26 protein-coding genes are annotated in these 24,148 nt (G+C 56.3%); 4 read left to right on the forward strand and 22 right to left on the reverse strand.

Going from position 1 to position 24,148, the window contains the following annotated elements; genetic code table 11:
* Window positions 1-15: 15 nt before the first annotated feature.
* From ABEA92_RS25590 to ABEA92_RS25650, 13 genes are all read right to left on the reverse strand, one after another.
* Complete coding sequence (locus tag ABEA92_RS25590) at window positions 16-780, reverse strand: hypothetical protein (RefSeq protein WP_345687637.1); 765 nt, start codon at window positions 778-780, stop codon at window positions 16-18.
* 87 nt (window positions 781-867) lie between these two features.
* Window positions 868-2,988 (reverse strand): hypothetical protein, encoded by a 2,121-nt coding sequence (locus tag ABEA92_RS25595; RefSeq protein ID WP_345687639.1) that lies wholly within the window; start codon window positions 2,986-2,988, stop codon window positions 868-870.
* A gap of 15 nt (window positions 2,989-3,003) precedes the next feature.
* On the reverse strand, window positions 3,004-3,714 hold the full coding sequence (locus tag ABEA92_RS25600; RefSeq protein WP_345687641.1) for a LamG domain-containing protein: 711 nt from the start codon (window positions 3,712-3,714) through the stop codon (window positions 3,004-3,006).
* An 11-nt stretch (window positions 3,715-3,725) separates the two neighbouring features.
* Entirely contained in the window at window positions 3,726-3,992 is a 267-nt protein-coding gene (locus tag ABEA92_RS25605) for a hypothetical protein (RefSeq protein WP_345687643.1), read from the reverse strand.
* Window positions 3,993-3,995: 3 nt separating this feature from the next.
* Window positions 3,996-4,880 carry a hypothetical protein gene (locus ABEA92_RS25610; protein WP_345687645.1) on the reverse strand — a complete coding sequence of 295 codons (885 nt, stop codon included), beginning with the start codon at window positions 4,878-4,880 and terminating at the stop codon, window positions 3,996-3,998.
* 106 nt (window positions 4,881-4,986) lie between these two features.
* A complete protein-coding gene (locus ABEA92_RS25615; protein WP_345687647.1) occupies window positions 4,987-5,532 on the reverse strand; it encodes a hypothetical protein in 546 nt (181 codons plus the stop codon).
* Entirely contained in the window at window positions 5,517-6,143 is a 627-nt protein-coding gene (locus ABEA92_RS25620) for a hypothetical protein (protein ID WP_345687649.1), read from the reverse strand. The genes ABEA92_RS25615 and ABEA92_RS25620 overlap by 16 nt, the downstream gene beginning before the upstream one ends.
* Entirely contained in the window at window positions 6,112-6,459 is a 348-nt protein-coding gene (locus ABEA92_RS25625) for a hypothetical protein (RefSeq protein ID WP_345687651.1), read from the reverse strand. Before ABEA92_RS25625 ends, ABEA92_RS25620 begins: the two co-directional genes overlap by 32 nt.
* A 68-nt stretch (window positions 6,460-6,527) precedes the next feature.
* The gene (locus ABEA92_RS25630) at window positions 6,528-6,866 is read right to left on the reverse strand and encodes a DUF2190 family protein (protein WP_345687653.1); all 339 of its coding nucleotides are present in this window, start codon (window positions 6,864-6,866) and stop codon (window positions 6,528-6,530) included.
* Between the two features lie 62 nt (window positions 6,867-6,928).
* Complete coding sequence (locus ABEA92_RS25635; protein WP_345687655.1) at window positions 6,929-7,471, reverse strand: hypothetical protein; 543 nt, start codon at window positions 7,469-7,471, stop codon at window positions 6,929-6,931.
* A 98-nt stretch (window positions 7,472-7,569) separates the two neighbouring features.
* The gene (locus ABEA92_RS25640) at window positions 7,570-9,945 is read right to left on the reverse strand and encodes a phage major capsid protein (RefSeq protein ID WP_345687657.1); all 2,376 of its coding nucleotides are present in this window, start codon (window positions 9,943-9,945) and stop codon (window positions 7,570-7,572) included.
* Window positions 9,946-9,961: 16 nt separating this feature from the next.
* On the reverse strand, window positions 9,962-11,506 hold the full coding sequence (locus ABEA92_RS25645; protein ID WP_345687659.1) for a phage portal protein: 1,545 nt from the start codon (window positions 11,504-11,506) through the stop codon (window positions 9,962-9,964).
* A 3-nt stretch (window positions 11,507-11,509) separates the two neighbouring features.
* Window positions 11,510-11,809 (reverse strand): hypothetical protein, encoded by a 300-nt coding sequence (locus ABEA92_RS25650; RefSeq protein WP_345687661.1) that lies wholly within the window; start codon window positions 11,807-11,809, stop codon window positions 11,510-11,512.
* A gap of 124 nt (window positions 11,810-11,933) precedes the next feature.
* On the opposite strand from ABEA92_RS25650, the gene ABEA92_RS25655 reads away from it, so the two are divergent.
* Entirely contained in the window at window positions 11,934-12,350 is a 417-nt protein-coding gene (locus ABEA92_RS25655; RefSeq protein WP_345687663.1) for a hypothetical protein, read from the forward strand.
* Here ABEA92_RS25655 and ABEA92_RS25660 read toward each other — a convergent pair.
* The 8 genes from ABEA92_RS25660 to ABEA92_RS25695 all read right to left on the reverse strand — a co-directional run bounded on the left by ABEA92_RS25660 (window position 12,347) and on the right by ABEA92_RS25695 (window position 21,552).
* Window positions 12,347-14,401, reverse strand: a complete 2,055-nt coding sequence (locus ABEA92_RS25660; RefSeq protein WP_345687665.1) for a terminase gpA endonuclease subunit — start codon at window positions 14,399-14,401, stop codon at window positions 12,347-12,349. The two genes, ABEA92_RS25655 and ABEA92_RS25660, sit on opposite strands and share 4 nt — an antisense overlap.
* The gene (locus ABEA92_RS25665; protein WP_345687667.1) at window positions 14,353-14,976 is read right to left on the reverse strand and encodes a hypothetical protein; all 624 of its coding nucleotides are present in this window, start codon (window positions 14,974-14,976) and stop codon (window positions 14,353-14,355) included. The genes ABEA92_RS25660 and ABEA92_RS25665 overlap by 49 nt, the downstream gene beginning before the upstream one ends.
* 21 nt (window positions 14,977-14,997) lie before the next feature.
* Complete coding sequence (locus ABEA92_RS25670) at window positions 14,998-15,252, reverse strand: hypothetical protein (protein WP_345687669.1); 255 nt, start codon at window positions 15,250-15,252, stop codon at window positions 14,998-15,000.
* Between the two features lie 27 nt (window positions 15,253-15,279).
* Complete coding sequence (locus ABEA92_RS25675) at window positions 15,280-15,510, reverse strand: hypothetical protein (protein ID WP_345687671.1); 231 nt, start codon at window positions 15,508-15,510, stop codon at window positions 15,280-15,282.
* A 6-nt stretch (window positions 15,511-15,516) separates the two neighbouring features.
* The gene (locus tag ABEA92_RS25680) at window positions 15,517-16,302 is read right to left on the reverse strand and encodes a hypothetical protein (RefSeq protein WP_345687673.1); all 786 of its coding nucleotides are present in this window, start codon (window positions 16,300-16,302) and stop codon (window positions 15,517-15,519) included.
* A complete protein-coding gene (locus ABEA92_RS25685; protein ID WP_345687675.1) occupies window positions 16,289-17,056 on the reverse strand; it encodes a hypothetical protein in 768 nt (255 codons plus the stop codon). The genes ABEA92_RS25680 and ABEA92_RS25685 overlap by 14 nt, the downstream gene beginning before the upstream one ends.
* A 35-nt stretch (window positions 17,057-17,091) precedes the next feature.
* A complete protein-coding gene (locus ABEA92_RS25690) occupies window positions 17,092-17,697 on the reverse strand; it encodes a hypothetical protein (RefSeq protein WP_345687677.1) in 606 nt (201 codons plus the stop codon).
* 3,654 nt (window positions 17,698-21,351) lie between these two features.
* Complete coding sequence (locus tag ABEA92_RS25695) at window positions 21,352-21,552, reverse strand: hypothetical protein (RefSeq protein WP_345687679.1); 201 nt, start codon at window positions 21,550-21,552, stop codon at window positions 21,352-21,354.
* A gap of 35 nt (window positions 21,553-21,587) precedes the next feature.
* On the opposite strand from ABEA92_RS25695, the gene ABEA92_RS25700 reads away from it, so the two are divergent.
* The 3 genes from ABEA92_RS25700 to ABEA92_RS31435 all read left to right on the forward strand — a co-directional run bounded on the left by ABEA92_RS25700 (window position 21,588) and on the right by ABEA92_RS31435 (window position 23,527).
* Window positions 21,588-21,893: a WYL domain-containing protein gene (locus tag ABEA92_RS25700; protein WP_345687681.1), complete on the forward strand. Its 306-nt coding sequence runs from the start codon at window positions 21,588-21,590 to the stop codon at window positions 21,891-21,893.
* A 434-nt stretch (window positions 21,894-22,327) separates the two neighbouring features.
* Window positions 22,328-23,056: a hypothetical protein gene (locus ABEA92_RS25705; RefSeq protein ID WP_345687683.1), complete on the forward strand. Its 729-nt coding sequence runs from the start codon at window positions 22,328-22,330 to the stop codon at window positions 23,054-23,056.
* A gap of 3 nt (window positions 23,057-23,059) precedes the next feature.
* A complete protein-coding gene (locus ABEA92_RS31435; protein WP_425572495.1) occupies window positions 23,060-23,527 on the forward strand; it encodes a DUF488 domain-containing protein in 468 nt (155 codons plus the stop codon).
* 22 nt (window positions 23,528-23,549) lie between these two features.
* Here ABEA92_RS31435 and ABEA92_RS25710 read toward each other — a convergent pair whose 3' ends face one another.
* Window positions 23,550-24,137 carry a hypothetical protein gene (locus ABEA92_RS25710; protein WP_345687685.1) on the reverse strand — a complete coding sequence of 196 codons (588 nt, stop codon included), beginning with the start codon at window positions 24,135-24,137 and terminating at the stop codon, window positions 23,550-23,552.
* Between the last annotated feature and the right edge of the window lie 11 nt (window positions 24,138-24,148).

Below are 24,148 nucleotides of genomic sequence, written 5' to 3' on the forward strand. Positions count from 1 at the left end.
GATGGTAGGGATGGTTTAGCCCGCGGTTCGCGGCGTTACACCAGATTTTGTATGCGAGCCGCCGGAGAGTCGGCGGCGTAGACGGTTTCCCAAGTTGGCCCTCATCGTTTCCGTGTCGATCGCGATATTTAGGATCTTGGTCGACAAATCGACAGTTAACAAATTCGCGGCCGTGGCTTCGGGCTTTTCGATCCGATAATTCAACCCCAGGACCTTGATCGCGAAATCGTGCAAATCGACTTCCTCGAGCGATGCACTGACTTGTCCGCGACTCAATTGTGCCAAGATGCGATCACCGATCGCGATGGCGTCGTTCCACACGTCGCGGTATTGCGGAACGACTTCGCCGGGCACCATCCGGCCGGTGTCGGAATCCTGAGTCAACATGCGATCCAAATTGCATGAATACAACATCGGGCCGTCGATCTGGTTGACGTCAAAGCAACGCAATTGCGGGATCATGTACGACCGACCATCGAACAATGTCAACCGTTGACCGGCGATCTGTGTTGGCCGCGAAAGCGATTCGGGGGTGACGGGGGATTCCGGATCGATGCCGACGTAGGCGTCGGTGCCAAACCGCTTTGTCCATTTTTGGTTCGGATCAAACCGCAACGTCCGAACCGAACCGGATTGGCAACAAAGCATGCCTTGCAAATCGTCGGGCCCGCGGAACGTCTCGCGTTTGGTCGGTCGATCGATCAAACCGGAAAGCCCGAATTGATCGAGGATCGCGGCGTTGACATCCTTGACGCCGGGAAGGAAATAGATCAGTGACATGGCTCACGCGTTAATTCGGGTAGAATGTGTGAGCCGTCCAAATTGTCTTTCCGTCGCGTGTTGTCCCGCGTTCGATCCACGCGACGACTATATCGGCGCGTCGGCGTATTTCGGTTCCACCACGACTTGCAATTCAATGTCGGTGCTTCGTTTCCCGTCGATCAACAAATGGGCGTCAAAGTGGTAACGGTCGACCGGCACGGACGTTTGTGCCGAACTAAATTCCAATCGCACCGTACAGCTGCCGACGGCCTTGTTGTGCAACGAGATCGAACCGACCAATACCGGAGAATCAGGCTCGGTCCCACCGCCGGCCGCCCCGACAACGACCGAGGCGGCGGTGTAATCGACGGCGGAATTGGTGATCGACCATTCGAACGCACGTCCCATCGTGGCGGTGTAGTCGTCCCGTTGTTTGATTCGGATGGTGTCGGAAATGTTCGTCGATCCGTTGCCAGTAAAGTTGTTCGCCGATGGCAACATGCGGGTCGCCACTGCGTCGGCCAGTTCCTCGTAATCAAATACGACGTCCGTTTCGGCGGTAACTTTTCCGGTGGCCGCTTCGATGGCAAGATCCGCAAAATTCGACGGCAGCGCGGCGGTAAACGACGAACTGGTCAACAATGTGCCAAGCTGCGAATCCAAGTTGGCACTGGTCATCCCGATCGCGCTTCGCACGCCTGATTCCGTCATCCCGCCCGAGACCACTTTTACGTCGACCATGCCGGGGCTGGAAAATACAAATTGATCGGTGACCGCTTTGATCGTGGCAATCTCGGTGTCGATGTATCCAGCAATCGTGCCGAGCGTACTGGGCAATGTCGTTCCAGTGTCTTCGATGATAGCCGCCAACTGCGTGTCTAAGTTAGCACTAGCCAATCCAATCGCACTTCGCACGCCGGCCGCATCCAGTCCACTGCCGCCCGCACCGGACACCGCATTGGCGTCGACTTCGCCGGGGTTGGTGAAAACGAATTGATCCGTGACCGATTTGATTGCATCGATCAATCCATCCAACATGGCAAGCGTCGTCTCGGTCGCGGGATCGACGGGCAAGTTGTCGGTTTTGGCTTTGATCGCGGCGACCTCGGTGTCGATGTAACCGGCGATCATCGCCATAGTACTCGGCAACGTCGTTCCGGTGTCTTCGACGATTCCCGCAAGCTGTGTGTCCAAATTAGCGCTCGCCAAACCGATCGCACTTCGCACTCCGGCCGCATCCAATCCACCGCCCCCCGCACCGGACACCGCGTTGGCGTCGACTTCGCCGGGATTGGTGAAGACGAATTGATCGGTCACCCCTTTGATTGCGTCGATCAAGCTATCCAACACGGCAAGCGTTGTCTCGGTCGCGGGATCGGCGGGCAAGTTGTCGGTCTTGGATTTGATCGCGGCGACTTCGGTGTCGATGTATCCGGCGATCGTGGCCAAAGTACTCGGCAACGTCGTTCCAGTGTCTTCGACGATTGACGCAAGCTGCGTGTCCAAATTCGCACTGGCCAAACCGATGGCACTTCGCACGCCGGCTGCATCCAATCCACCTCCCCCCGCACCCGATACCGCGTTGGCGTCGACTTCGCCGGGGTTGGTAAACACGAATTGATCGGTGACCGCTTTGATCGCGTCGATCAAGCCATCTAATACGGCAAGCGTGGTCTCGGTCGCGGGATCGGCGGGCAAGTTGTCGGTTTGGGCTTTGATGGCGGCGACTTCGGTGTCGATGTAACCGGCGATGGTGGCCAACGTATTTGGTAGCGTCGTGCCAGTGTCTTCGACGATGGCCGCAAGCTGTGTGTCCAAATTCGCACTGGCCAAACCGATGGCGTTTCGCACTCCGGCCGCATCCAATCCACCGCCAACGGTCGATAATTCGTGGATCGTTGCATCAACGCTTGCGGTTCCGTCAGCCAACACGATCACCAATCGCACGGCATCGGCACCGGCGGCCACCGCCGTGGTCGATACGTCGATCGAATACAGATTGCCAAGTGCATCGACTGCATCGTGGATCAAAGTTCCATCCAAAAATGCGTCACCGTCATCGCCATCGACAAGCGAACCGACCGCCACGGCGGTCGCCCATCGCCCCGACACCAATCGGCTGTATTTCGCCGACGTGATTCCCGAAACATCGAGATTCGTCACCGGATCATCCGTCGCGGACCAGACTCGGAAATAGAGACGTGGGTAGGTAGGATTTGGTTTCATTTCAATGCACGATGTCTAGAGAAAAAGCAAGCCACGTCGCACACCGGTCATGTAATCGGGGCCTTTGGGAGTTCCGCCGGGTTGATAGGCGCGAACGGACGCAAGTGCCGACATTTCACCCGCAGTCAATTCCCGATTGAAGATGCGGCAGTCATCCCATTTGCCCTTGGCATAGCCATAGCCTTCGTAGCCGAGCAACACGTTGGCCGACGATGCCGACGGTACCGCGATCGTTTTTGTTCCCGCGAGTGTTCCACTGATGTAAAACTTTAGGGTCGTCCCTGATCGCGTTGCACCACAATGCACCCACTGGTTTTGCGGGCAATTTGTATCGCTGTTGACCTGGGACGATCCATTCCAGTACTGCAATTTTTGGCTGTGCGTCGACGGGCTTAACCACAATTGAAACTGAGCATTTCCACCAACTCGCTGGTTCAAAAGAATCGCATCGTTGGTGGAATGTTTATAAACCCAGATCGCGAACGAATGCGATGAAACCGGTACCGCGTTTAATGTGGTCGCGACATAATCGTTCGTTCCATCGAGATCGATCGCTCGAATACCGTCGTATGCGGTGTCCGCGATCCATGCGGTTGCGGGGGTGGCGTTTGTAAGTGTGCCATCGTTCCCGTTGCCACTCAGATCCGTCACGGTTGTGGTGCCATTGCCGTCATCATCAAGGGATGGGCAAAGCCAAATGATTTCGCCACCAAGTCCCGTTGGCATTGAGGGTTCCTTTAATGATCAACCGTCGCGGAGGTCTTGTTCGTTTGCGATTTTGTTGGTGTCGCAGCGGCGTTTACGATGCCGGGGACGGAACCGAGTCGCTTGCCTTTGATTGCGGCAACGCACTTCGTTTTGGTTGCGTCGTCGATATTCGCAACCTTGGCCGACGCTTCGTGATGCGAACATCCGGTCGCTCGGCGATAAACGTTTGCGATCGCTGCGTCGTCGATTACGGCGGCGGGTGCGGGGGTATTTGACTTTGTTCGTCTTTTGGCCATGGGCTAAGTAATCAATAAAGGGGCATTGGTACCGTCCCAAGTGCACACCACTTGGATCACGGATTGAGCACGCGCGGGACCTTGGCCCGATCGGTTTTGATACGTCGCCAAACCGTGCGCGGTGATTTCGATGTCGTCGGCGGCCGAGAATCCGATACCGTCGGTCTCGCGTTGTCTCAGCACGATCGAGGTGTCGGCGTGCGCGGCGCCCTTGCCCTTCAACGGGATTCCGGATCCGGCAAGCAACCCCGATTCCAACGTGGTGATGTTGATCACCGACGTGATGCCTTGATCCTTGGTGATGTGTTTGTCGAAAATGTCGCTCTTGCATCCGAGCGTATCGACGTTGATGCCAAAATCGATCGAGACATCGGTGATGCATCCGAGATCAATGCCGCCGATCGTGGCACTTTTTAGGGTGTGACGCACGTTGTCTTGGATGATCGCCGGCAACGTTGCTTCGGTGGCCACCGTCAACGGATCGGTCGCCCCGTCGTCACTATGTGAAACCGCCTCGAGATCGAGCACCGCGTCTTGGCGATGGCTGCATTGCAATCGTCGAGGAACCAAGACACCACGATTCATCGAATACGATGTGCCAGCCGTCGAGATTACACCGTCGACAAGATCGGCCCAATAGGCGACGAATTTGGAAAGGTCGCTAAATGCCGCCGATCCGGTGGTCCCGGTAACGGCCAAAACCGATGCGATCGCTCGCGATTGGAAAAGCACACGTGGTTTGACACCAGTCACCGCAGCGAACTGGGGAAATTGCGATCCAATGCCAACGTCCGATTGCACCTCGGGATTCGTCGCTGAATCGAGCGTGGTGATACCCGCAAGAACGGTGTCGCCGAGTTTGCAAGTGTAGGCGGATTGCAGTCCCATGGCGGGGATCTCCCAAAAATCGATGATCGATGGTGGCGGAATGGCGAAAGTGCCAATTGAAAGCCGACGGGCGCGGTGTCCCGCGTTTGGTCGATCATGCGAACCGCTAGGATTGATCCCACTCGCGATCGAGATGCGTGTCGTAAACGCGAGCGAGCTCTTGAATCTCGGACGCGAGCAATCGACGGAATTCGTCGTGCATGCGGATTCGGCTGCGGGGATGACGGAACGAGAATTTTGACGCACCTCGGTACGCGACTCGGCCGCGTTTGCTAGTCGATGTTACCGATGCCGATCGCATTGCCCGGTACGTGGCACCGGTCCAAATCAACGGATTGGCAACGCCTCGACCACCGCCGAATTTGCTTCGCAGCTTTCGGCCGTAATACGATTTGCGAAACGCTTTGGAATTGGGGTCGAGGTTTTCACCCTTTCGAGCGTGGTACCCGGCCGCCTTGGCATGCTCGGGCGTGAATCGCTTTTCTCGCAAGTGTTCGTGGAAATAGACCGCCGTTGCATGCCACGCTTTTTTGGACGCGTCGTTGTACGCCTTTTTCAATCCTCGACCAATCGGTCCACGATCGCGGATCCCGATGGCCAAATAGCCACGTTTGGCAGCGACGCGGCGGGCGACCATTAACGATGCCCCCACGTCAACGTAAGATCAAACACGACGGCGTCGCCGAGCGAGACGACTTCTTTCTTCGATGTGCGGATGTACGCGTCCACGTCGATCGACACCAATGGTAAATAACCGGGGGTGTTGGCCAATTCCCACAATCCCGGCGAATTGGAGTCGTAGCTACGAATCAAACGGCCGATCAAATCCATCACCCAACGTCCAACGGCGGTCGGATTGTTGGCATGTTCGGCGGGCACGTTCAATTCGATTTGGATCACCATTCGACCGCTGGCGATCGGTGTGCACGCATCGGCGGTCGCAACCGCCAGGCGAAAGCCGCCATGGACTTCGTGCCACAGAATCGCCAGCGGTCTCAGGTTTTCGATCTGAGTGCGGCTGTAGTCGGGGCCGGGCGATGCCGGCGGCAATGCGTCGTAATAGATGTGCGATGCATCCGCGATTTCTTGCCACACCGCAGTGGCCGCCAACATGTCGCGAGCACGATCGAGGGCATTTAAAAGTGGCACGAAGCGATCCGTAGGTGACGCGAAACCAATGATCCGATGGGTGCGATCATCGGCAATCGTTTCCTCACGTCCCGCGTTGGGATCACCGCCGATAATTGTCGCGGGCGACTTCATTTTTTAACGTCCGCACCAACATGACTTCGGTGCCCGGGGTTTCGGTGGCGACGACTTCATCGATTTGCCATCGGATCGAATCAATCGTGACAATCGCGTCGTCACGTACCGATGCGAGCTCGGTGAACCGACACCGCCGCGTCGCAACCGTGTCCGTACCGTTTGGTGTGGAACGCGTCACGATACGAGCGTGATGAAGCACGGCGGGGGTGGATGCGGCCGAGCCACCCGGGTCGGTGATCTCGACCGATGTCGCGAAAACGGATTGATGAGCCGCAGCGATATGACCCCGAAAGAGATTCGCAAAGTAGCTCATAAATTCAATCCTTGCAAAACCGCACCGATTCCGGTGCGGTCAACAACGGCTTAAACGAAAGCGACTTTTTACAACGTAATCGCGACGTGCAATTTCGTCGTGCCCGATCCAGCCACTTCCGTCGATGTTCCGATCAACGTGTTGCCGGTCGACGTCGTTGTCACTTCCTTGTTGGTCGCATCCCAATACGCGTTGGCCGCTTTGGCAAATGTGTCGGTCGATTTCTTCACGACGTCGACGGTCATCGGCGATTTGATCGGCAACGGGTCGATACGGTCGCCGATCGCACAGCTTTGAAGTCCGTCGAACAATGCCCACGAACCATCGGGACGCTGCAGAAAGTCGCCGGGATCGTAGGCGGCTTCGGCGGCGAAGGGATAGCGACCGTCAATGTGTCGGATGTCCATTTGTGGATTCTTCGTGATTCAGAGGGTAAACGTAGAAAGGGGGCGAAGGGTAGATCGTGGTATTACGCCGCGATCGCGTCGATCTCGGCGAGCGCCTCGAGCAACGCTTCGTTGGTCTTTTCGCCAATGCCGTCGATCGATTCAAAACTGCCCTCGTGTTCGGCGAGGAACAATCGGGCTTTGGCGATTCCAGTCACGCCGTTTTCGGCAAGCAATTCAATCGTTCGCTTGCTCGCCTTCGCTGCTCTTAAAACGGCGGCAAAATCATCGCTCGGCGTTTGGCTGTCATTGTGCGAATCGTCGTCGTTGGTTTCCTCGATCGAATCCGACTTCACCACCGCTTGGCCTTGTCGCAACATCACAAACAACGTGGCGAGCGAATGCTCGGTCGTGATCCTCGCCAACGACCGTTGGTTCGCATCGAGAATATCGATCTCACGAACACCGTCGACTTTTCGCGATTCCAACTTCAAACCGGATCGAGTCCCGAGGCCGGCTAGCTGTCGCTCGGTCAAATCGGTTTCGACGGTCGCGAGCGTTTCACCGCCAGCGACATCACGGTCCAAGCGGATGGGGGCGGCGGCGATGATGATCAATTCAGACATGGGCCAATCGTCTATTGGAAAAGATGGGTACGCAGGCGGGGCGGCGGAGCCACATGAACGTGAACCCCGCCGCCCCTTTCTCACAGGTTGAATTGTGTTTACACCTCGGCGACGTCGACTCGCACGATACCGGTCCGGGTGGCGGCTGCAACACCGACGTCGACAAGAACGTCCCACGCGGTGCCGAATTCGCCCACCGGCAACCGGCCAGAACGTGTGACGGGACCACGATTGGTGCCGCGTCGCCACGCCATCACGATCGAGCGTTTGGGTTCACCATTGACGAAATAAGTGTTCGGCTTGCCAGCGATTTCTTTGTCTTCGTCCGCCGGATTCGCACATCCAAGGTCGATCACATTGTCTTCGACGCGTCGATAACTGTTTTTCATCACGTTGTCGGTGCCATCGGATGACGTCGTCGACGTGATCACCTTTTTGGCTTTCATCGACAACGTCGTGCCGTGGAACAACGTGCTTTCGCTGACGACGATCCGCTTGTTGCCGATCTTCTTGTTCTTAAGCAACGTGCTGGCGGCATTGAGCCCATCTTCGGTCATCGCGCCATCGGTGATGTAGTTTGTGCCGTCGACGAACAATGGGTTACCATCGGAAAGGTTCGGATTGCCGAGCAACAACGACCACGCTAAATCACCGGGGATTTGACGCGCGGATACACCAATCTCGCGAGGCAACGTGTCGACCACGTCGAACGAGTCGTTGATGATCACCTGATCGCTGACGACCAACATCCCCGCGTACCGCTCGGCCGCCACTTGCGCAACCGTCGGATCGTCGATGTTCAATAGCGCCGCTTTGCCGCCGTTCATCCCTTGCTTTTTCAAGCGTCCAACGCCGTTGGCATACGCCTCTTGGTTGGGCCGGAAATCGGGGACATCCTTTTGCCGACAAAACTCTTGGTACGTCGATGGGGTCTCGGCAAAACCGGCGACCATCATCATGTGCACCACCGATCCGAACAACGCGTTGAAATTGCCGTTGCTGAATGCACGTTCGAGGATGTCGTCATCATTCCACGACGCACGGTCGCCGCTCAATTCGATCAACGCTTCACAGAACCGCACGAACGAACCGCCCGCCAGTTGTTGAGTGCGTGCCGCATCAAACGCCGCTTCGACTTGGTTTCGTGCTTCGCCTTGTCGAGCCGCACCACGAAGCCACCCCAACTCAAAACCTCGTTTTCCGAACACACCTTCGGCCGCCGGCGAACGCAACGCAACGTGGTCGGGTTCGATGCCGCATCGGGCCAACAACCCGGCTTGCAGTGATTGCAGCGTGATACCGCCGCGAACGTGACCGCCGGGGGCACCGCTGGGGACTGGCGTAACCGGATCGGAACCAGTATTGCGAAGTGCCTTCAAAAACTCGGCCGACGCATCGGAAACCGAGGTTCCATTGTTGAGACACCGTTGCACGACGTCTTGGGGCACGAGCGGGTGTTCGGCGGCCAAACCGCGGATCGCGGCTTGGCGTTCACGCTCTTGGCGGATGCCATCTTCGACCGACGGGCCATTGTTCGGGCTATTGTTCGGCCCATTGTTGGTTGGGACGTTTGGCGTGTTTTGGTTCGAACGCGATGGAATCGGGAAATCGGATTCGACGAATCCTTCGATCGAGTGTTTAGCGACAAGATCGTGCAACGCTTTGAAGTGCGATTTGTCGAGATTGGACTTGGCCCAAGCAAACGCGGCCGCATTGTCCGCAAACGTGGTTTCGCTGGAAAGTCCATGAGAGCGGAGAAAGCGAAGCAATTCGTTCACTGTGTCAGATCCGTTGCGGGGTGTCGTGGATTGCCGTTCGGTCGGTTCGATGATTGAGCTTTGCGAATCATTTGCGACTGTCCCGCGTTGTCTGCCGCTGTCGCTCCGCATTTGGGCGCGTTTGTCCGCCGGAATCACCACCACCGACACCTCACGCAACCGCCAACGACGAACGACTCGCAAGTCGTAATCCTTGGGGGCTTTGAATGTTCGCCCATCGATCACTTGCGATTCGCCCGCGGTGATCGTGATGTAATCGTTGACCGTGTAGTCGTATCCGACCGACACGCGACGCAAATGGCCTTGCTTGACTCGACGCCAAATCGCTTCGGCTTTGTCGTCCAGATCATCACCAAACGTAACCACCCCGACCAATTCGTCGTTCTTGGCAGCGTGCTGCGTGACGCTTCCGAGGATCGCTTCGACGTCGTATTGTCGGTGATCACGAAGCAGCGGCGTTTGGTCCTCGAATTCACATCCGGCGACCACCAACGTTTCGAGCACGATTTTGCCCGACCGCCAATCGTAAACGCGTACCGGATCTTCGGTCGTCAATACACAATTGACGCTGCGGTTTTCTTCGTCGAGCGACTTCGGCACGATCACGGCCGCACGGGTGATCACGTCGTCGTGATTCCCGTCATCGCGACGACGATGGATGATGTCATGCAGGTCAATTAAATCAGATTGGGGCATCGGAGCCTCATGGGGGTTACGATTCATCGGTTTTTGGCGTCTCGCTCGACTCGCTCTTCTGTGCGGTGCCGACCGATTCCGCGACGCTCGGCAACCCGGCCGCGGCCAATCGATTGGCGTCGCGTTGACGAATCCGAATCACATCGTTGGCGCGGCGGCCATGACGCTCGGCACACGCCGCGGAATAACTAAGCGTGCCATTGCCGAGGTAGCGATTTTCCGCTCGACTCGACTTGTCCTCGTCGACTTGCGGCATCGCCGGCCAAATTTGTTCGACACCGAAGCGACATGGCGGCGGGGGTAAGACGCCAACCAAGATGGCTTCGCTCAACACCCGCACCACAAGCACTTTCAACTTGGGGTTGTAAAGGGTCGTTCGAACGTGCTTGGCTGATTCATGCAACAAACCACGATCAAACCGAGCCGACGAATAGTTGTGCTCGCGTGCGTCCAAACGGGTGACCATCGACGGGACACCTTTGCCGCGACCAAGATCCCCCATCCGCTCGTGACGATGATCTTTGTATTGAGCGGTCGGTTGGTGCGGCTGCAGCTGGGCCGCTTCCCAGCCCGGGGCGACATGCGTCATCCGGCGACGACGAAACGGCACCGATGCTTTCGATTCCACATAGGGTGCGTCGGGATGTTTGGTTTGCAACACGATCGCCATGTCGGCCGCCGCCCGGGCCGCGTCCATGACTTGGTCGTCGTAGTCACGCAAATCGGCCGCCGTCGGCAACCCCGATTGGGCCCAAGGCACCCCGCGTGCTTGTCCCACCTCGAGTTGTTCATACCCGTGCATGAATCCATCGGCCGTGTACCATTTGCCGCCGTTGAAACCGTACCAATCGTTGGCAACCCAATACTCTTTCGGGCGACGAAGCGCGTCGCGTTTGATGCCGAGTGTGATGGCGGGGTTGCCCGCTTCCGTCATCGGCGTTTGGATCCGCTGGGGCTCGACCGCATGCAACCGCAACTTGATTGGTGTGTCGACGTCGGACGGATAAACGAATTGATCGAACCATTCGCCGTTTGTCCAACAACCGCGGTTCCAAAAATTCTTCATCCGAGCGGCAAGCGAAAGTTGGCCGGCGGCGTCGGAGTACTCGCACCAATCTTCCCACACCTTTTCCGCCAATTCGCACCATGTGTCGCCGATCTCATCTTCGGCTTGCAAATCGAGCAGCGGACCGTTGTCGCCTGCGACCGCGATGGAATGCTGAAGAATCAAACCCTCGATCGCGGTATTGTTCCACGCTTCGTGGTTCGACCTAGTCCGCATCGTTGGCAAACGGTCAGCCAAATCATCGTTGATGGGGGTGTCACGCGCGGCGGACCAATGAGCCGAGTTCAATCGGTTGGTGTCGGCCGATTCGAATTCACCGCGAGCGGCATAGTCGGCACTGTACCAAACTTGTCCTGATCGCTCGGGATCGTCCACGATCGACGAATCAAAGCGCGATGCCGTCCACGATTTGCGAAAGTGCGTTGGCGATTCGGTTTCCCCGGTAACGGTCGACGCGGCCGCCAATCCGAGCATGGTGCGTAGTCGCTGCAGCACGTCCTAGCCTCGTTGATATTCGATGTCGACTTGGCGAAACACCGCCCCGTGTGATTGGTCGCTTGATGATCCGGAGACTTGTGCTCGCTTGGCTAATTCTTTGACGATGGGCTCGATCGACTCCGGTTTCCATCGCAACCGTTCGTCCCGCAATTCGCTGTCGGGAAGCGAAGCGATCAGCATCCATGCGGTGCGAGCACGACGCTCGGCGACCGCGAAATTCCCCGCCTCTTGGGCCGAGATCGCATCGCCCATTGCGGCGTTGATCTGGTCGATTGGATTGGTTGCATTTTCGTCACTCATGCCGATACACTGACGCTATGCGGCAAGGCGTCCCGCGTTGCAACGCGGGACGAACGGAGTGATGGCCAAGACTGGTCGAACCAAGACGATTCGATGTGGTGCCGCGTAAAGAGGGAACCCACACTTGAGCGAAACGGCTTTGATGGTCGCGATTGTCGACCTAGCGTTGGAAGCGGAATTGCGGCATCGCACCGAACAAGGCGAATTCATTCGGCCGTTGGCCGTCGCCCCGCTGGTCTCTTATTCATGGCTGTTGTCGTATTGCCGCCAGCGAAAGATCCGCTCGCGCAATTGCCATCACACCGCCGAGTCACGCGAGCGAGCATTGATCGCGGTTCAAGATGATGGGTTGCCGATCCGTTTGGCCGCAAAGTCGGCTGGGATGAGCAAATCGGCGGTGCACCGCATCGTGATGAAGCGTCGAAAATCGATGGTCGATTCAGTAGACGAAATCGGTTTTGAAACGGTGCCACCGTACCGGTGCCCCGAACATGGCAAAACGACTCTCCGCCCCTGCCCGGCATGTGCGGCGATGCGTTAAGCATCATCGTACCAATCGTTGCCGCGGTCCTCGTCGTACCACTCTTTGCAGTCCTCGGAATTGGCCCGCGACATCGTGTTCTTGATCCGCCACGCCAAACGGCTGTCCGCTCGGATCGCCATCGCCAAACAATCGAGCAAGTGGTTGGCGCCTTTTCTCATGAACACTTGCTTTTCGACACCGAGCGAATTGACGACCGTCGTCAACGGTTCGTTGGTCAAGTGTCTGGCCAAGCGGTCGTGAATCTTGGCCACGCCGCTATAAAGCGTGATCGATCCCGGTTCGGTCTCGGGCAACGTCAACATTTGCATTACTTCATACTTCGTGCTGTCGCTGTCCCAGTACAGTTTCAAATGTGATTGCCCACGCTCCTTTTCCATGAACCACAATCGATCGTCGCCAATTTGCCGCACCTTGGTCGATTTGCCGTTGGGCAGCGTGAACGTACCTTTCTGCACCGCCGTCGCTCCGCGGCCGTACGCCGCCACCTCGGCGCCGTTGTAGTTTCCACCGGAATGGCTGTACACAAATTCCAACACTGGCGTCGGCCGATAGCCCGCATCATACCAACGTTCCCCGGGAACAATGACGCGACCGTCGGGAAAGATCACGCCGGACGATAGGTGTTTGTGCAAATCGTTTAGTGCGACTTTGACCGCGTCGTCCAACTTCATCGCGTGCGATGGGACATCGAAACAATCGTAATCGCAAATGTGCCTCGATCCGTTTGCACGGGTCGCCAATTGCAAATACCATCCGGTCCGCATCCCCATGTCGGTTCCGACGGTGACTCGCACGGTGTCTTCGGGAACCGTTCCACGCGGCAACGACAACCGCCGGTTGCTGATCGTGACTTTGTCGAGTTCGATGTCGGTGTCCAACTTCGGCGGATCCCATGGGATGCACCACACGAATTGACACAACTCGCGTTCGGCCGATTGTTGCTCGGGCGAATTCTCGGCCAATTGGGCCGCTCGCCATTCATCGACGGCGATGTCGCCGGCACCCAAGAACATGTTGTGCCAGGCGGTACAGCGGAACCACAACCGCCGCGACGTCGGTGGTTTTCCATGAATTCGTCCCGTCTTGTCGATGGTTTGGCCGTGGTGAAGCAGCACCGCGTATGTTAGCGCTTCGGCGCGTTGTTTTTCGGTGATCTTTTCACCGCATTCGGGACACGCGAAATAGGCGTTGGCTTTCGCTTCCGCTTCGCTCTTGGCGTCTTGCCACCCGTGCAGATCTTCGCGTTCGCACGAGATGTGTTCGGCGCAATGGGGGCATGGCGAAACGATCCGTGATCGCGTCGACAACGGCATCAACGTCCACGGCAATTGCTCGCTGTTTCCGACCGTCCCTTCGACATAGGAACGTCGTTCGTTCTCGGGATAGGATCGTTGCCGCGCTCGCAGCTGGCGGAGTGCGTCGGCTTCGTCGGATGCCTCTTTCAGCTCCGAAAACGCTTTCGCTTCGGTAACGCCAAACGTCCGGGCGGTGAAACCGGCTTTCGCGGCATCTTGTCCGCCAGCACTCATGAATTTGCAAATGCAACCGTGGGCCATCGTGACCGAGTCGCGAACGCGGCCGCCGCTGGATCCAGATCCATGTTTTGGACGCATTCCCCGCAACCGCGGCGATGCTTGCAAAACCGGATCGATGTCGGCTTCCCATTTGTTCGCCGCCATGTCGCCGTAGGGAACGCCGAGAACGTAGTTCTCTTGGATCTCGCAAAGATGATACAACAGCGGCGCGACGAATCCGGAAAGCGTCTTGCCGAATTGACTCGGGGCGGTAAAGACGAATTCGTTGAATAGACCGCTATCGATTGCTTCGAACCACAGCCGCAAAACGGGCTGACGCGCGAATGTGAACCGCTGGCCTTTGCTGCGACCGTCGGGCAACACAAAGTCGCTTAATACGAAATCAACAATCGATCGTGGCGGATCACACTTGGAATTGCGAAACGCTCGGGCCAATTCCTCGCGAATCGCCGACGACGTTTCGGTCACCATTTCAATCGCCCCGTCTCGATTTCCTCCGCGATTGCGTTGCATGTGTCGTTCCACAAATCGCGAGCCTCGGGACTGATCCGTGCGAACGCTCGGCCGTATTCACGCATCGCGGCCGAGATCGCAACCAACGCTTGCCGCAAATCGTGGCGGGGGATCGCATCGCCCCGGTCTTTCGCCAACGAGATCTGCAAACGCTCGACTTCGGTACCGAGTTTGGCGATCTGTTGACGCAGCTTTTCCGCTTCGAGTTCATCACGATCACCGCTGTCGAGAGATCCACGGATGCGGTTGGCGTTGGCGGCGATAAGATCATGGAGCGCAGTGATCGCGATTCGTAGATCGATGGTCGATTCGCCAATTGGCAATCCATACAGTCGGGCAGCATCGTCGACCAATTTGTGTTGGCGGCCCGACAATCGGCAATAGTCGCCTTTTGGTACGGCACTGCACCAATTGGAAATCGCTTCATCGGCTTGGTTTTTGTCGTACCACGCAATGTCGCGTTGCTGTTGACGAGTAAGCGTTTCGCCGTTGATTTGGGCGAGCTTGGCCCGCAATGCTTTGGCCTCGCGAGACTCAACAGGCTTTCGCTTTGTGGTCGCCTTGCGTTTGGCCACGCGTGTGTCCTGTCGGTGGTGTTAATCTTGGTGTCGGTTTCCAAATCGGCCGGGATGGCGAGGCGGGATGGCCGGGTCGATGCGATGTTCGAGCGTTGCGAGCTTCCACCGCAATTGGTCGAGCTCGCTGCAAAGTGCCGAGAGGCTTTTTTCGTTGTATTGGTTGGCCGATTCGACGTTGTCGATCCGCCGGCTGTCGTTGGTCATCACCGAGCTGATCGCCGAACAAACGGAAACTGCAGCCGCGATTGCCGCGACTGCAGTCTGTAATGCCATCCATCCGGTTTGACGGTTAATGCTCAATTATCCCTCGAGTTCGTAACCTTCGGCGCGGGCAAGTTCCATCAACACTTCACGCACTTGTTTGTCGCGATAAACCGTTTCGACTTTCTCGTCGACGGCGCGTTTGGTGGACTTCGGAACAATCGATCCCTTGCGAACCTTTTGAGCGATAGCGAACCCGACGATCCCAAGAACTAGCAGGAATCCGCCGAAGAGCATGAGGCCAACGAGGCCGGCGATCAATTCAATCATGTGTGTTTAATCTCCACGAAACAATAGGAAGATGCCGGCGATCAATCCGACCACGAATAGGCCGCCGAGGGCGAGAAAAAGGATCACGCCGCCGACGACGAATCCGGTGTTGTAAACTGCGTTCGATGGCAGGTTGACTTCCGGGCGAACCACGACGGTGTCGGGAATCACGCTCGGAAACCTCGATCCATCCGGTCGCCAACCAAGCCGCGGGGCGTGTGCCTCTCGGTCGGTCATCGCGATGCCAATCAATTGCCGAGCCAAGGTGTTGGGTTCGGGAATGGCCGCGCCGCTCGCCTTGTAGATCACGCCACCATCGTGGCGAACCAAGGCAACGACGGGCAAAGCATGCGGCGGCAAACTTTGGGCATAGCGGGATCGGTAAAGGGGATCGGTCGCTTTGAATTGGAACCGCTTACACTTTTGAGCGATCGTCGCCAAATGGGGCTGCGTTTGGAACGCTCGCAACAATGCGACATCGGCCGCCGTCGGTGGATCGTTGATCACCGTGACCACGTGATACTTTTGGGAATCGTCCGGCGGTGTTTGTGCGTGTGTGGTGGACGGTTGCCCAAGCCACATTGCCGCCAATACGACAAAGCATAACGATCGCCGAAATCGAATGATCGATCGGTTCTGTTGATCGATGCAAAATGCGAACACACACCCCGCCGTTGCCGTGATCCAATAGATCGCGAAGTAGAACGCGATTGTCAAAGCGAGTACCTGCAACACCGTGGTGCCGACCATGATTGCCCAATGACGCGTCTTGGCTTTCTTAGCGTCGTTCATTCGCTGCCTCGCGGATTCGGGCGGTGACCACCGGGGAAATATAATTGCCAAACTGACGCCGAGCATATTGCATCGTGATCGATTCGCGTGACGCCGGCGACATGCTCGCCCAACATCGTTCGCAAACGCATGTCAACGGTGTGCCATCGTCGGCCCACACTTCGTGCCAATCGCGTCCGACGGTAGGTTGTCCGCATCGCATACAAACAAATGCCCCTTGTCGCTCGTTCGGATCGCGTCGGAAGTTGCCGCTGAAACGATCGTCAGTGTCCGGACGAGGCATGGCAAGGCTAGGCCGTGTCACCTGCGAGTAGCTGGGGCGACTTACCATCGGCCCCACCCACAACAACCTTTCGCCCGGATTCAGCGGAATGTTGCTCCAACTGTGCGATGTTGTTTGAATGCTCGGGTAAACCCGCGTCGGCGTTGGGACGTGACGTGATTGAGTCACAACACGAGGTCGCGATTGCTGTTGGCAATCAATACAATCGCCTTTGACTTCCTCGGCCGCTTGCGTATTGACCAACCTCACGGCGTCGTCATCGCTCCGCACCTCGACCCCCAGTGAGTCCGCCGCCTCATCACCGTATTGCGGATAGGGACAATTACCGTCAGGACAATTCGGGCAACGATCAGGATAGTTGTCTGGGTAACCAGGCGCCGGATATTGCGGGCTAGCCTGCGGAACGTCAAACGGGTCGACATAGGGCGGTGCTGGCTGCGGACCTTGGACGGCGGTGCAGCCAGTCAGCACGCAACACAGTAAAATTAGAATCAGACTTCGCATCATTAACTCCGGGTCGTGGCCGAAAAAAGAGAAGGCGGTACGGGTGGATCTTGCAGTGCCAAGCCAAACCCGCCGTATCCCGCCCATTTGCGCAGAAACGAATCAATCGGCACCTTGATGTAACGCGTCGGTCGGTTGTTGTCGCACAGCCATGCGTACATCGTGGAATCATCCGGCCGCGTCGGATCCCGATGGAATCCCACGAAGTTGACGCAGTGCGATTGGTAGTACCAGATCAATGCGCTACGTCGCGTCTTGGTCACCCATTTCAAGAATTCAGGGTCGGCATTCCGCGTGTAGTAGTAACGCAAACCGACGGCATCATGCGATCGACGAATCGACGTATCCGTCTCGCCACCAGCATGGTTCTTTCGCCACCACGCAGCGAGCTCCGGCTTAGCCGACCACGTCAAGTTATAAACCGTCGACGCATTGACGCAGCTGCCCGAGCCCCGGGCATCGGTCCAGTTGTACGGACGCAGTGACGTGGGCAGGTTCGCCACGGGCGTTTCGACCACCCGCTTGATCGGAAGCGTCGTCACACGTTGCGGCAACTCATTGCAACCACAGCAAACAACCAACGCGATAAGGGCCAACATTTTTCGCATGTGCACAGATTCCTTGTCGAGGTCTGTCCACTGTGGCCGCTGCCCCCCACGCGTCCCGCGTTACCCGCGTGCGTGCTTACTTACTTACCCCCAAAAAAATGCCGTGCACAAAAAATCGCGGCAATAACCGGACTACGTCCCGCGGGCCGGCCCCGCCGGGAAGGACCCGTTGCAACCGATGTCGCCCAGAGGAGTCATTGACTCGAATACGCTCGAAAGCTTGTCTATACCGCCTAATTGTGGTATGATTTTGACCGTGTCGAAACTTCACAAAACCACGTAAAACACGGGCTTTTCACGCACTACAGCAACTCAAAGATTAGTTTGCAAATCCTTTATTCGTGGGTTCGAATCCCACCGTCGCCTCTTTTGCTGAAATGCAATTTTCTTTCAAGTGCCGGCCCCATTCTCAGCCGGCCCCTGTCTGTGAGCAGTAATCTGCTCCATCGCAACGCGACAGCAGGTAATCCCCCCAGATTTTAATTCCGGGGAGCAATAGGCAACTTGCCGCGTATAGCCGTGACGCGACGACAGGCAAAGATCCTGGAACTGAATCCGGAGAATACCAGCAACGCAGCAGCACCAAACTCGCGATGCGATGGCAGCTTCGCTCTGTGCAACCATAGGTTGGGCAGGAAGATGGGGAGGGGCAGGAAAATTTGAGACCGGTATACCTGATAGCCTGCACTGCGGCCATCAGAGTTAAACTCGCCAAGCAGTCCTACCAGTCGCAACGCGACGACAGGCTGTAGCCACGGACGCGAGTCCGTGGAAACTCGCGCCACCAACGTGCAGAGTCGCAACGCGACGGCAGGTGTCGCTGCCACCAACTCGATGCCACGCGCCAGAGAGACGGCAAAAGGTTAAAAGATGGTGGGTTAGAAAATGGGAACGACGCGAGCGTTCGAATCGACTCGCGAACCGTCATGGCACTCACATTTTTCTGTCGCACCAATCTTTCTGTCGACTCCATACCACGATCGGCGCCGAACGAGGTCTGTAGAACGCCCCGTCGCATCTTGCTCATCCGCAACCTCGGAGACCGGCGTTCGCCAACGTCGGCAAATCGCTCATACCGCAAGTGAAGACAGAAAGATTGGTGCGACAGAAAGATTTCGAAGTTGGATGCTGGACATTCTATCCCGAAATCGCACCAAACTCGCAGCGCGATGGCAGCTTCGCTCTGTGCAACCAGAGGTTGGGCAGGAAGATGGGGAGGGGCAGGAAAATTGCGAGACTCGTAAACTTGATAGCCTGCACTGCGGCCATCAGAGACAAACTTGCCATGCAGTCCGACCAGTCGCAACGCGACGACAGGCAGTAGCCACGGACGCGAGTCCGTGGACATTCGCGTACCTCGCATTGCAGAGTCGCAACGCGACGGCAGGTGCTGCCTTCGACACCCCGGCTCCGCCCCGCTGAGAGACTGCAAAAGGTTAAAAGATGGAGAGTTAGAAAATGGGGACGACGCGAGCGTTCAAATCGACTCGCGAACCGTCATGGCACTCACATTTTTCTGTCGCACCAATCTTTCTGTCGACTCCATACCACGATCTGCGCCGAACGAGGTCTGTAGAACGCCCCGTCGCATCTTGCTCATCCGCAACCTCGGAGACGGGCTTTCACCAGCGTGGCAAGTAGCTCATACCGCAGGTGAAGACAGGAAAATTGGTGCGACAGAAAGATTTCAAGGACGGGGTACCGGACAGCCTATTCCGAAATCGCACCGAACTCGCCGCGTCATGGCGGATTCGCTCCATGCAACCAGAGGTTGGGCAGAAAGATGGGGAGGGGCAGGAAAATTTGAGACCGGGAAACCTGATAGCCTGCACTGCGGCCATCAGAGTTAACCGCTCCATCCAGTCCGACCAGTCGCAACGCGACGACAGGCAGTAGCCACGGACGCGAGTCCGTGGACATTAGCGTACCTCGCATTGCAAAGTCGCAACGCGACGGCAGGTGCTGCCTTCGACACCCCGGTTCCGCCCCGCTGAGAGACTGCAAAAGGTTAAAAGATGGAGAGTTAGAAAATGGGGACGACGCGAGCGTTCAAATCGACTCGCGAACCGTCATGGCACTCACATTTTTCTGTCGCACCAATCTTTCTGTCGACTCCATACCACGATCTGCGCCGAACGAGATCTGTAGAACGCCCCGTCGCATCTTGCTCATCCGCAACCTCGGAGACGGGCTTTCACCAGCGCGGCAAGTAGCTCATACCGCAGGTGAAGACAGGAAAATTGGTGCGACAGAAAGATTTCAAGGACGGGGTACCGGACAGCCTATTCCGAAATCGCACCGATCTCACGGTGCAATGGCGGATTCGCTCTTTGTAACCAGAGATTGGGCAGGAAGATGGGAAGGGGCAGGAAAATATTGAGACCGGTAAAGCAGATAGCATGCACTGCGGCCGTCAAAGTTAAACTCCCCATCCAGTCCGACCAGTCGCAACGCGACGACAGGCTGTAGCCACGGACGCGAGTCCGTGGAAACTCGCGCCACCAACGTGCAGAGTCGCAACGCGACGGCAGGTGTCGCTGCCACCAACTCGATGCCACGCGCCAGAGAGACGGCAAAAGGTTAAAAGATGGTGGGTTAGAAAATGGGGACGACGCGAGCGTTCAAATCGACTCGCGAACCGTCATGGCACTCACATTTTTCTGTCGCACCAATCTTTCTGTCGACTCCATACCACGATCTGCGCCGAACGAGGTCTGTAGAACGCCTCGTCGCATCTTGCTCATCCGCAACCTCGGAGACGGGCTTTCACCAGCGTGGCAAGTAGCTCATACCGCAGGTGAAGACAGGAAAATTGGTGCGACAGAAAGATTTCAAGGACGGGGTACCGGACAGCCTATTCCGAAATCGCACCGATCTCACGGTGCAATGGCGGATTCGCTCTTTGTAACCAGAGGTTGGGCAGGAAGATGGGGAGGGGCAGGAAAATTTGAAACCGGGGATGCTGATAGCCTTGCTACGGTCACCAGAGTTAACTGCTTCATGCAGTCCTACCAGTCACAACGCGACGGCAGATGTAGCTGTCGGCAACCCGCTGCCACGCAACTGGGACACAGTGAAAGGTTAGAAGATGGTGGGTTAGAAAATGGGGAAGCACTGGCCGATCAAACCGTATCGCGAAACGCCATAGCAGCCTCATTTTTCTGTCGCACCAATATTTCTGTCGACTTCTATACCACGATGGTCACCGATCGGGACCTGTGGCATGTACCGTCGCATCGCGTTCATCCGCATCCTCCGAGAGCGGGTTTCGCCAGCGTGTCCAAATCACGCACACCGCAAGTGACGACAGAAAAATTGGTGCGACAGAAAGATTTCTAGGACAATATGCTGGACAGCCCATCTCGCAATCGCGCCGAACGCGCCACATGATGGCAGGTTCGCTCCATGCAACCAGAGGTTGGGCAGGAAGATCGGGAGGGGCAGGAAAATTTGAAACCGAGAATGCTGATAATCTTTGCTACGGTCACCAGAGTTAACCGCTTCATCCAGTCCGACCAGTCGCAACGCGACGACAGGCTGTAGCCACGGGACGTGAGTCCGTGGAAACTCGCGCACCTCGCTACACAGAGTCGCAACGCGACGGCAAGAACTCCCGCGATGGTTTGCTCTGCCCCCGGCAGAAACGGTTGCGTCTTATCGCGGTGGGTAGCGAAGTTGGTGGCTTCCAAAACCATAAACAGCTGCAGTCCACGAATCCGCCAAGAGGTTGCCGCCAATGCCCCACGTGGCACTCCACTGCACGCGATTGCCGGCGTCACCGCCAAGCGATTGATTGCCGCCGGATTGCCCGAGCACGTCCGCGACAACGAGCGAGCCGTTTACGACGCGATCCATCGGTCCCCATCATCCAACGCCCACGGAAAACAACCATGAACCGCATCAAGTCATCCCAACAAGCATCCAGCCACACCCACGCAATCTCGCGTGTTCGGCAACAAATCAGCAGGGCCATGCGAGATCCCGATCGCTGGGTCATTCGGATCACCTACCGAGATGTTAACGGCGTCGCCACCATACGCCGCGTCAGCCCAACGCGATGGCAAAACGACTACCTGTTTCGCGCGTTGTGCACTGGCCGCGGCGACCATCGCCAATTCGACGTCCGCCGGATCGAGTCGGTTGAACTCGACAACGCCGCCGACGTTTTGATGCCCGAGGGTGTCGTCAAAAGATAGGGAACCACGATGCCTCGCCAAATCAATCCCTACATCGCCCCGCACTGACGCCAACCACGCAAACCTATGACCGCTGGTTGGTCGCGAGTTTGATCGGCTGGTTTCTCACTGTGCTTGTGGCGTCAAGCATCATCGATGAACTAGCGGAGATGAACGAGGTTCAACAACAGATCATTTGGGATTTGTTCGATGAGTTGGATGCGACAAAAGCATTTTGAACCTGTCACATTATATAGTTGCATATCGACTCCCAAGCACGACACACAACTCGCGTGTTAGTTTTTGCATCTAACCGTAGTTGCAATCACCCCCCGATTGGCTAGTCTCCAGTGTATTCCAGTAGATCACACACCAGAGGAAAGGGATACATTTTGAAAATACCAGGCAGCGAGCGAGAACTACGCGTATTAGTGAACTGCAAGACCTACCCCGCAGTGAGCACGAAGTATGTTGAGACCGTGTGCACCGGGGGCGTCGACGAGAACGGCAAATTCGCGCGATTGTATCCAATTCCGTTTCGCTTTTTACCTGAAAAGGAAAAATACGAAAGATGGGATATTATAAAGCTAAGGGCGTACAAGGACACCAAGGACAAGCGTCCTGAAAGCTGGCATTTAGCACCGGGGACGTCGATAGACGTAGAAAAAAAAATCACTTCAGAACGTCGGAGGTGGGAGTGGATGCAACCCACTATTTTCGAGAGCCGGGATGCGATGTCAGACTTGGGGCTCACGAACGGATGTGTCGAGATCCAACCAATAGAGCTCTACTACAAACCAGATAATCGCAAATGGAGCGAATCGCAAATGCAAGCGATTGCCCAGGGTGACTTATTTGCATCCGAAAAAGAGCGGGTTGGACTCGGGGACCGCGTTCCATGGCAGTTCCGGTTGAAATTTCGTGAACGATCAACCGGTTTAGAAGGAGACCGAAAGGTGCTCGCGTGGAGCTATTACGCAGCGTATCAGCGTAATAAGATGAGCGAAGGAGAAGTGGGGGCTCTAGAGAAAATTTCAGAACGAATTCGGAAAAGTATTTTCAATCCGGATCGCACCGTTTACGCGATTTTTGGTACACACAGCAGAATTGGAAAATGGATGATCTCCGGGTTGTACCACGTTCCTAAGACCATCACACAACTTCGTGGATTTCAGTGGGAGTAAACTATGCGTACGATTTTAACCATCGGGTACGAAGGTTTGGAGATTCGAGAGTTTGTCGAGCGGCTTACCGCCGCAGATGTGGACATGCTCGTTGACGTCCGCGAATTGCCAGCTAGCCGAAAACGCGGTTTCTCAAAATCCGCACTAACGCAAAATCTCGAAAACGCTGGGATCGAGTATACGCATTTTAGATCGCTCGGATCACCGAAAGCATTGCGTCACGCCGTCCGCAAAAACCGAGATTACGCCACTTTTTTCTCGGGTGTGAGAAAGCATTTAAAAAGCGAAGACGCACGCGAAGCATTGAGTGAGATCCGCAACATGTCTAAACGCTATCGTCTCTGCCTTTTATGTTTTTGCGGAGATTGGCGAAAGTGCCACCGTAGCGAAGTCATACACGCCCTTACGACGTCTGCTACCCTGTCGATTGAACACCTACCGAACCAATGGCCCCAAACTTCCGCAGCGTAGTGTCTATAGTGCGTTAAGAAACTTATTTGAAGCTTTTGCTACTGTGCACCGTTTTCACGCTCAACTCCTGAGCTCGTACACCTTCCTTCGCTGCTTTATGCATAGCACGATGCTTTCGTTTGAATACGACATGAACAGCTACAATTAATCCCGCGCCAATGAGTGCCATCGCTGGAAGCGCGACCCATGATACGCTGTCGTGCAATGGGGTGACCATCCCGTAGCCGCCACCTACAGCCGCAACAAAGACACAAAGCAACAGGGATGTCCAGGATATTGCGACATCGCTAAATAGCCACCATTTTAACGGCGAGATTGGCGACGAATTTATGAATTGCTCATACTCAGCATATCCCTCAACATCATAACGGACCACGAAGAATCCCTTTATCGCGATACGAAGATCGTAATCACGGATAAGCAGATCGCAATACACGGCGATGAGCGGAACGACACACAGCGCAAGATGGGCATGTGGAACCGTACTTTGGGTGAAGCCGAGCCCGAAAGCACTAACTGTTCCTGTTAAAATCAGCTTCCACTTCAGCAAATCACGTTTCGCGGCTTGATACTGCATGCTTTCGTCACGAAGTTTATCAGCAGCTCCCATTCGATCGCTCC

Origin of the sequence: Novipirellula caenicola, from assembly GCF_039545035.1 — a bacterium.
Classification (GTDB): domain Bacteria; phylum Planctomycetota; class Planctomycetia; order Pirellulales; family Pirellulaceae; genus Novipirellula; species Novipirellula caenicola.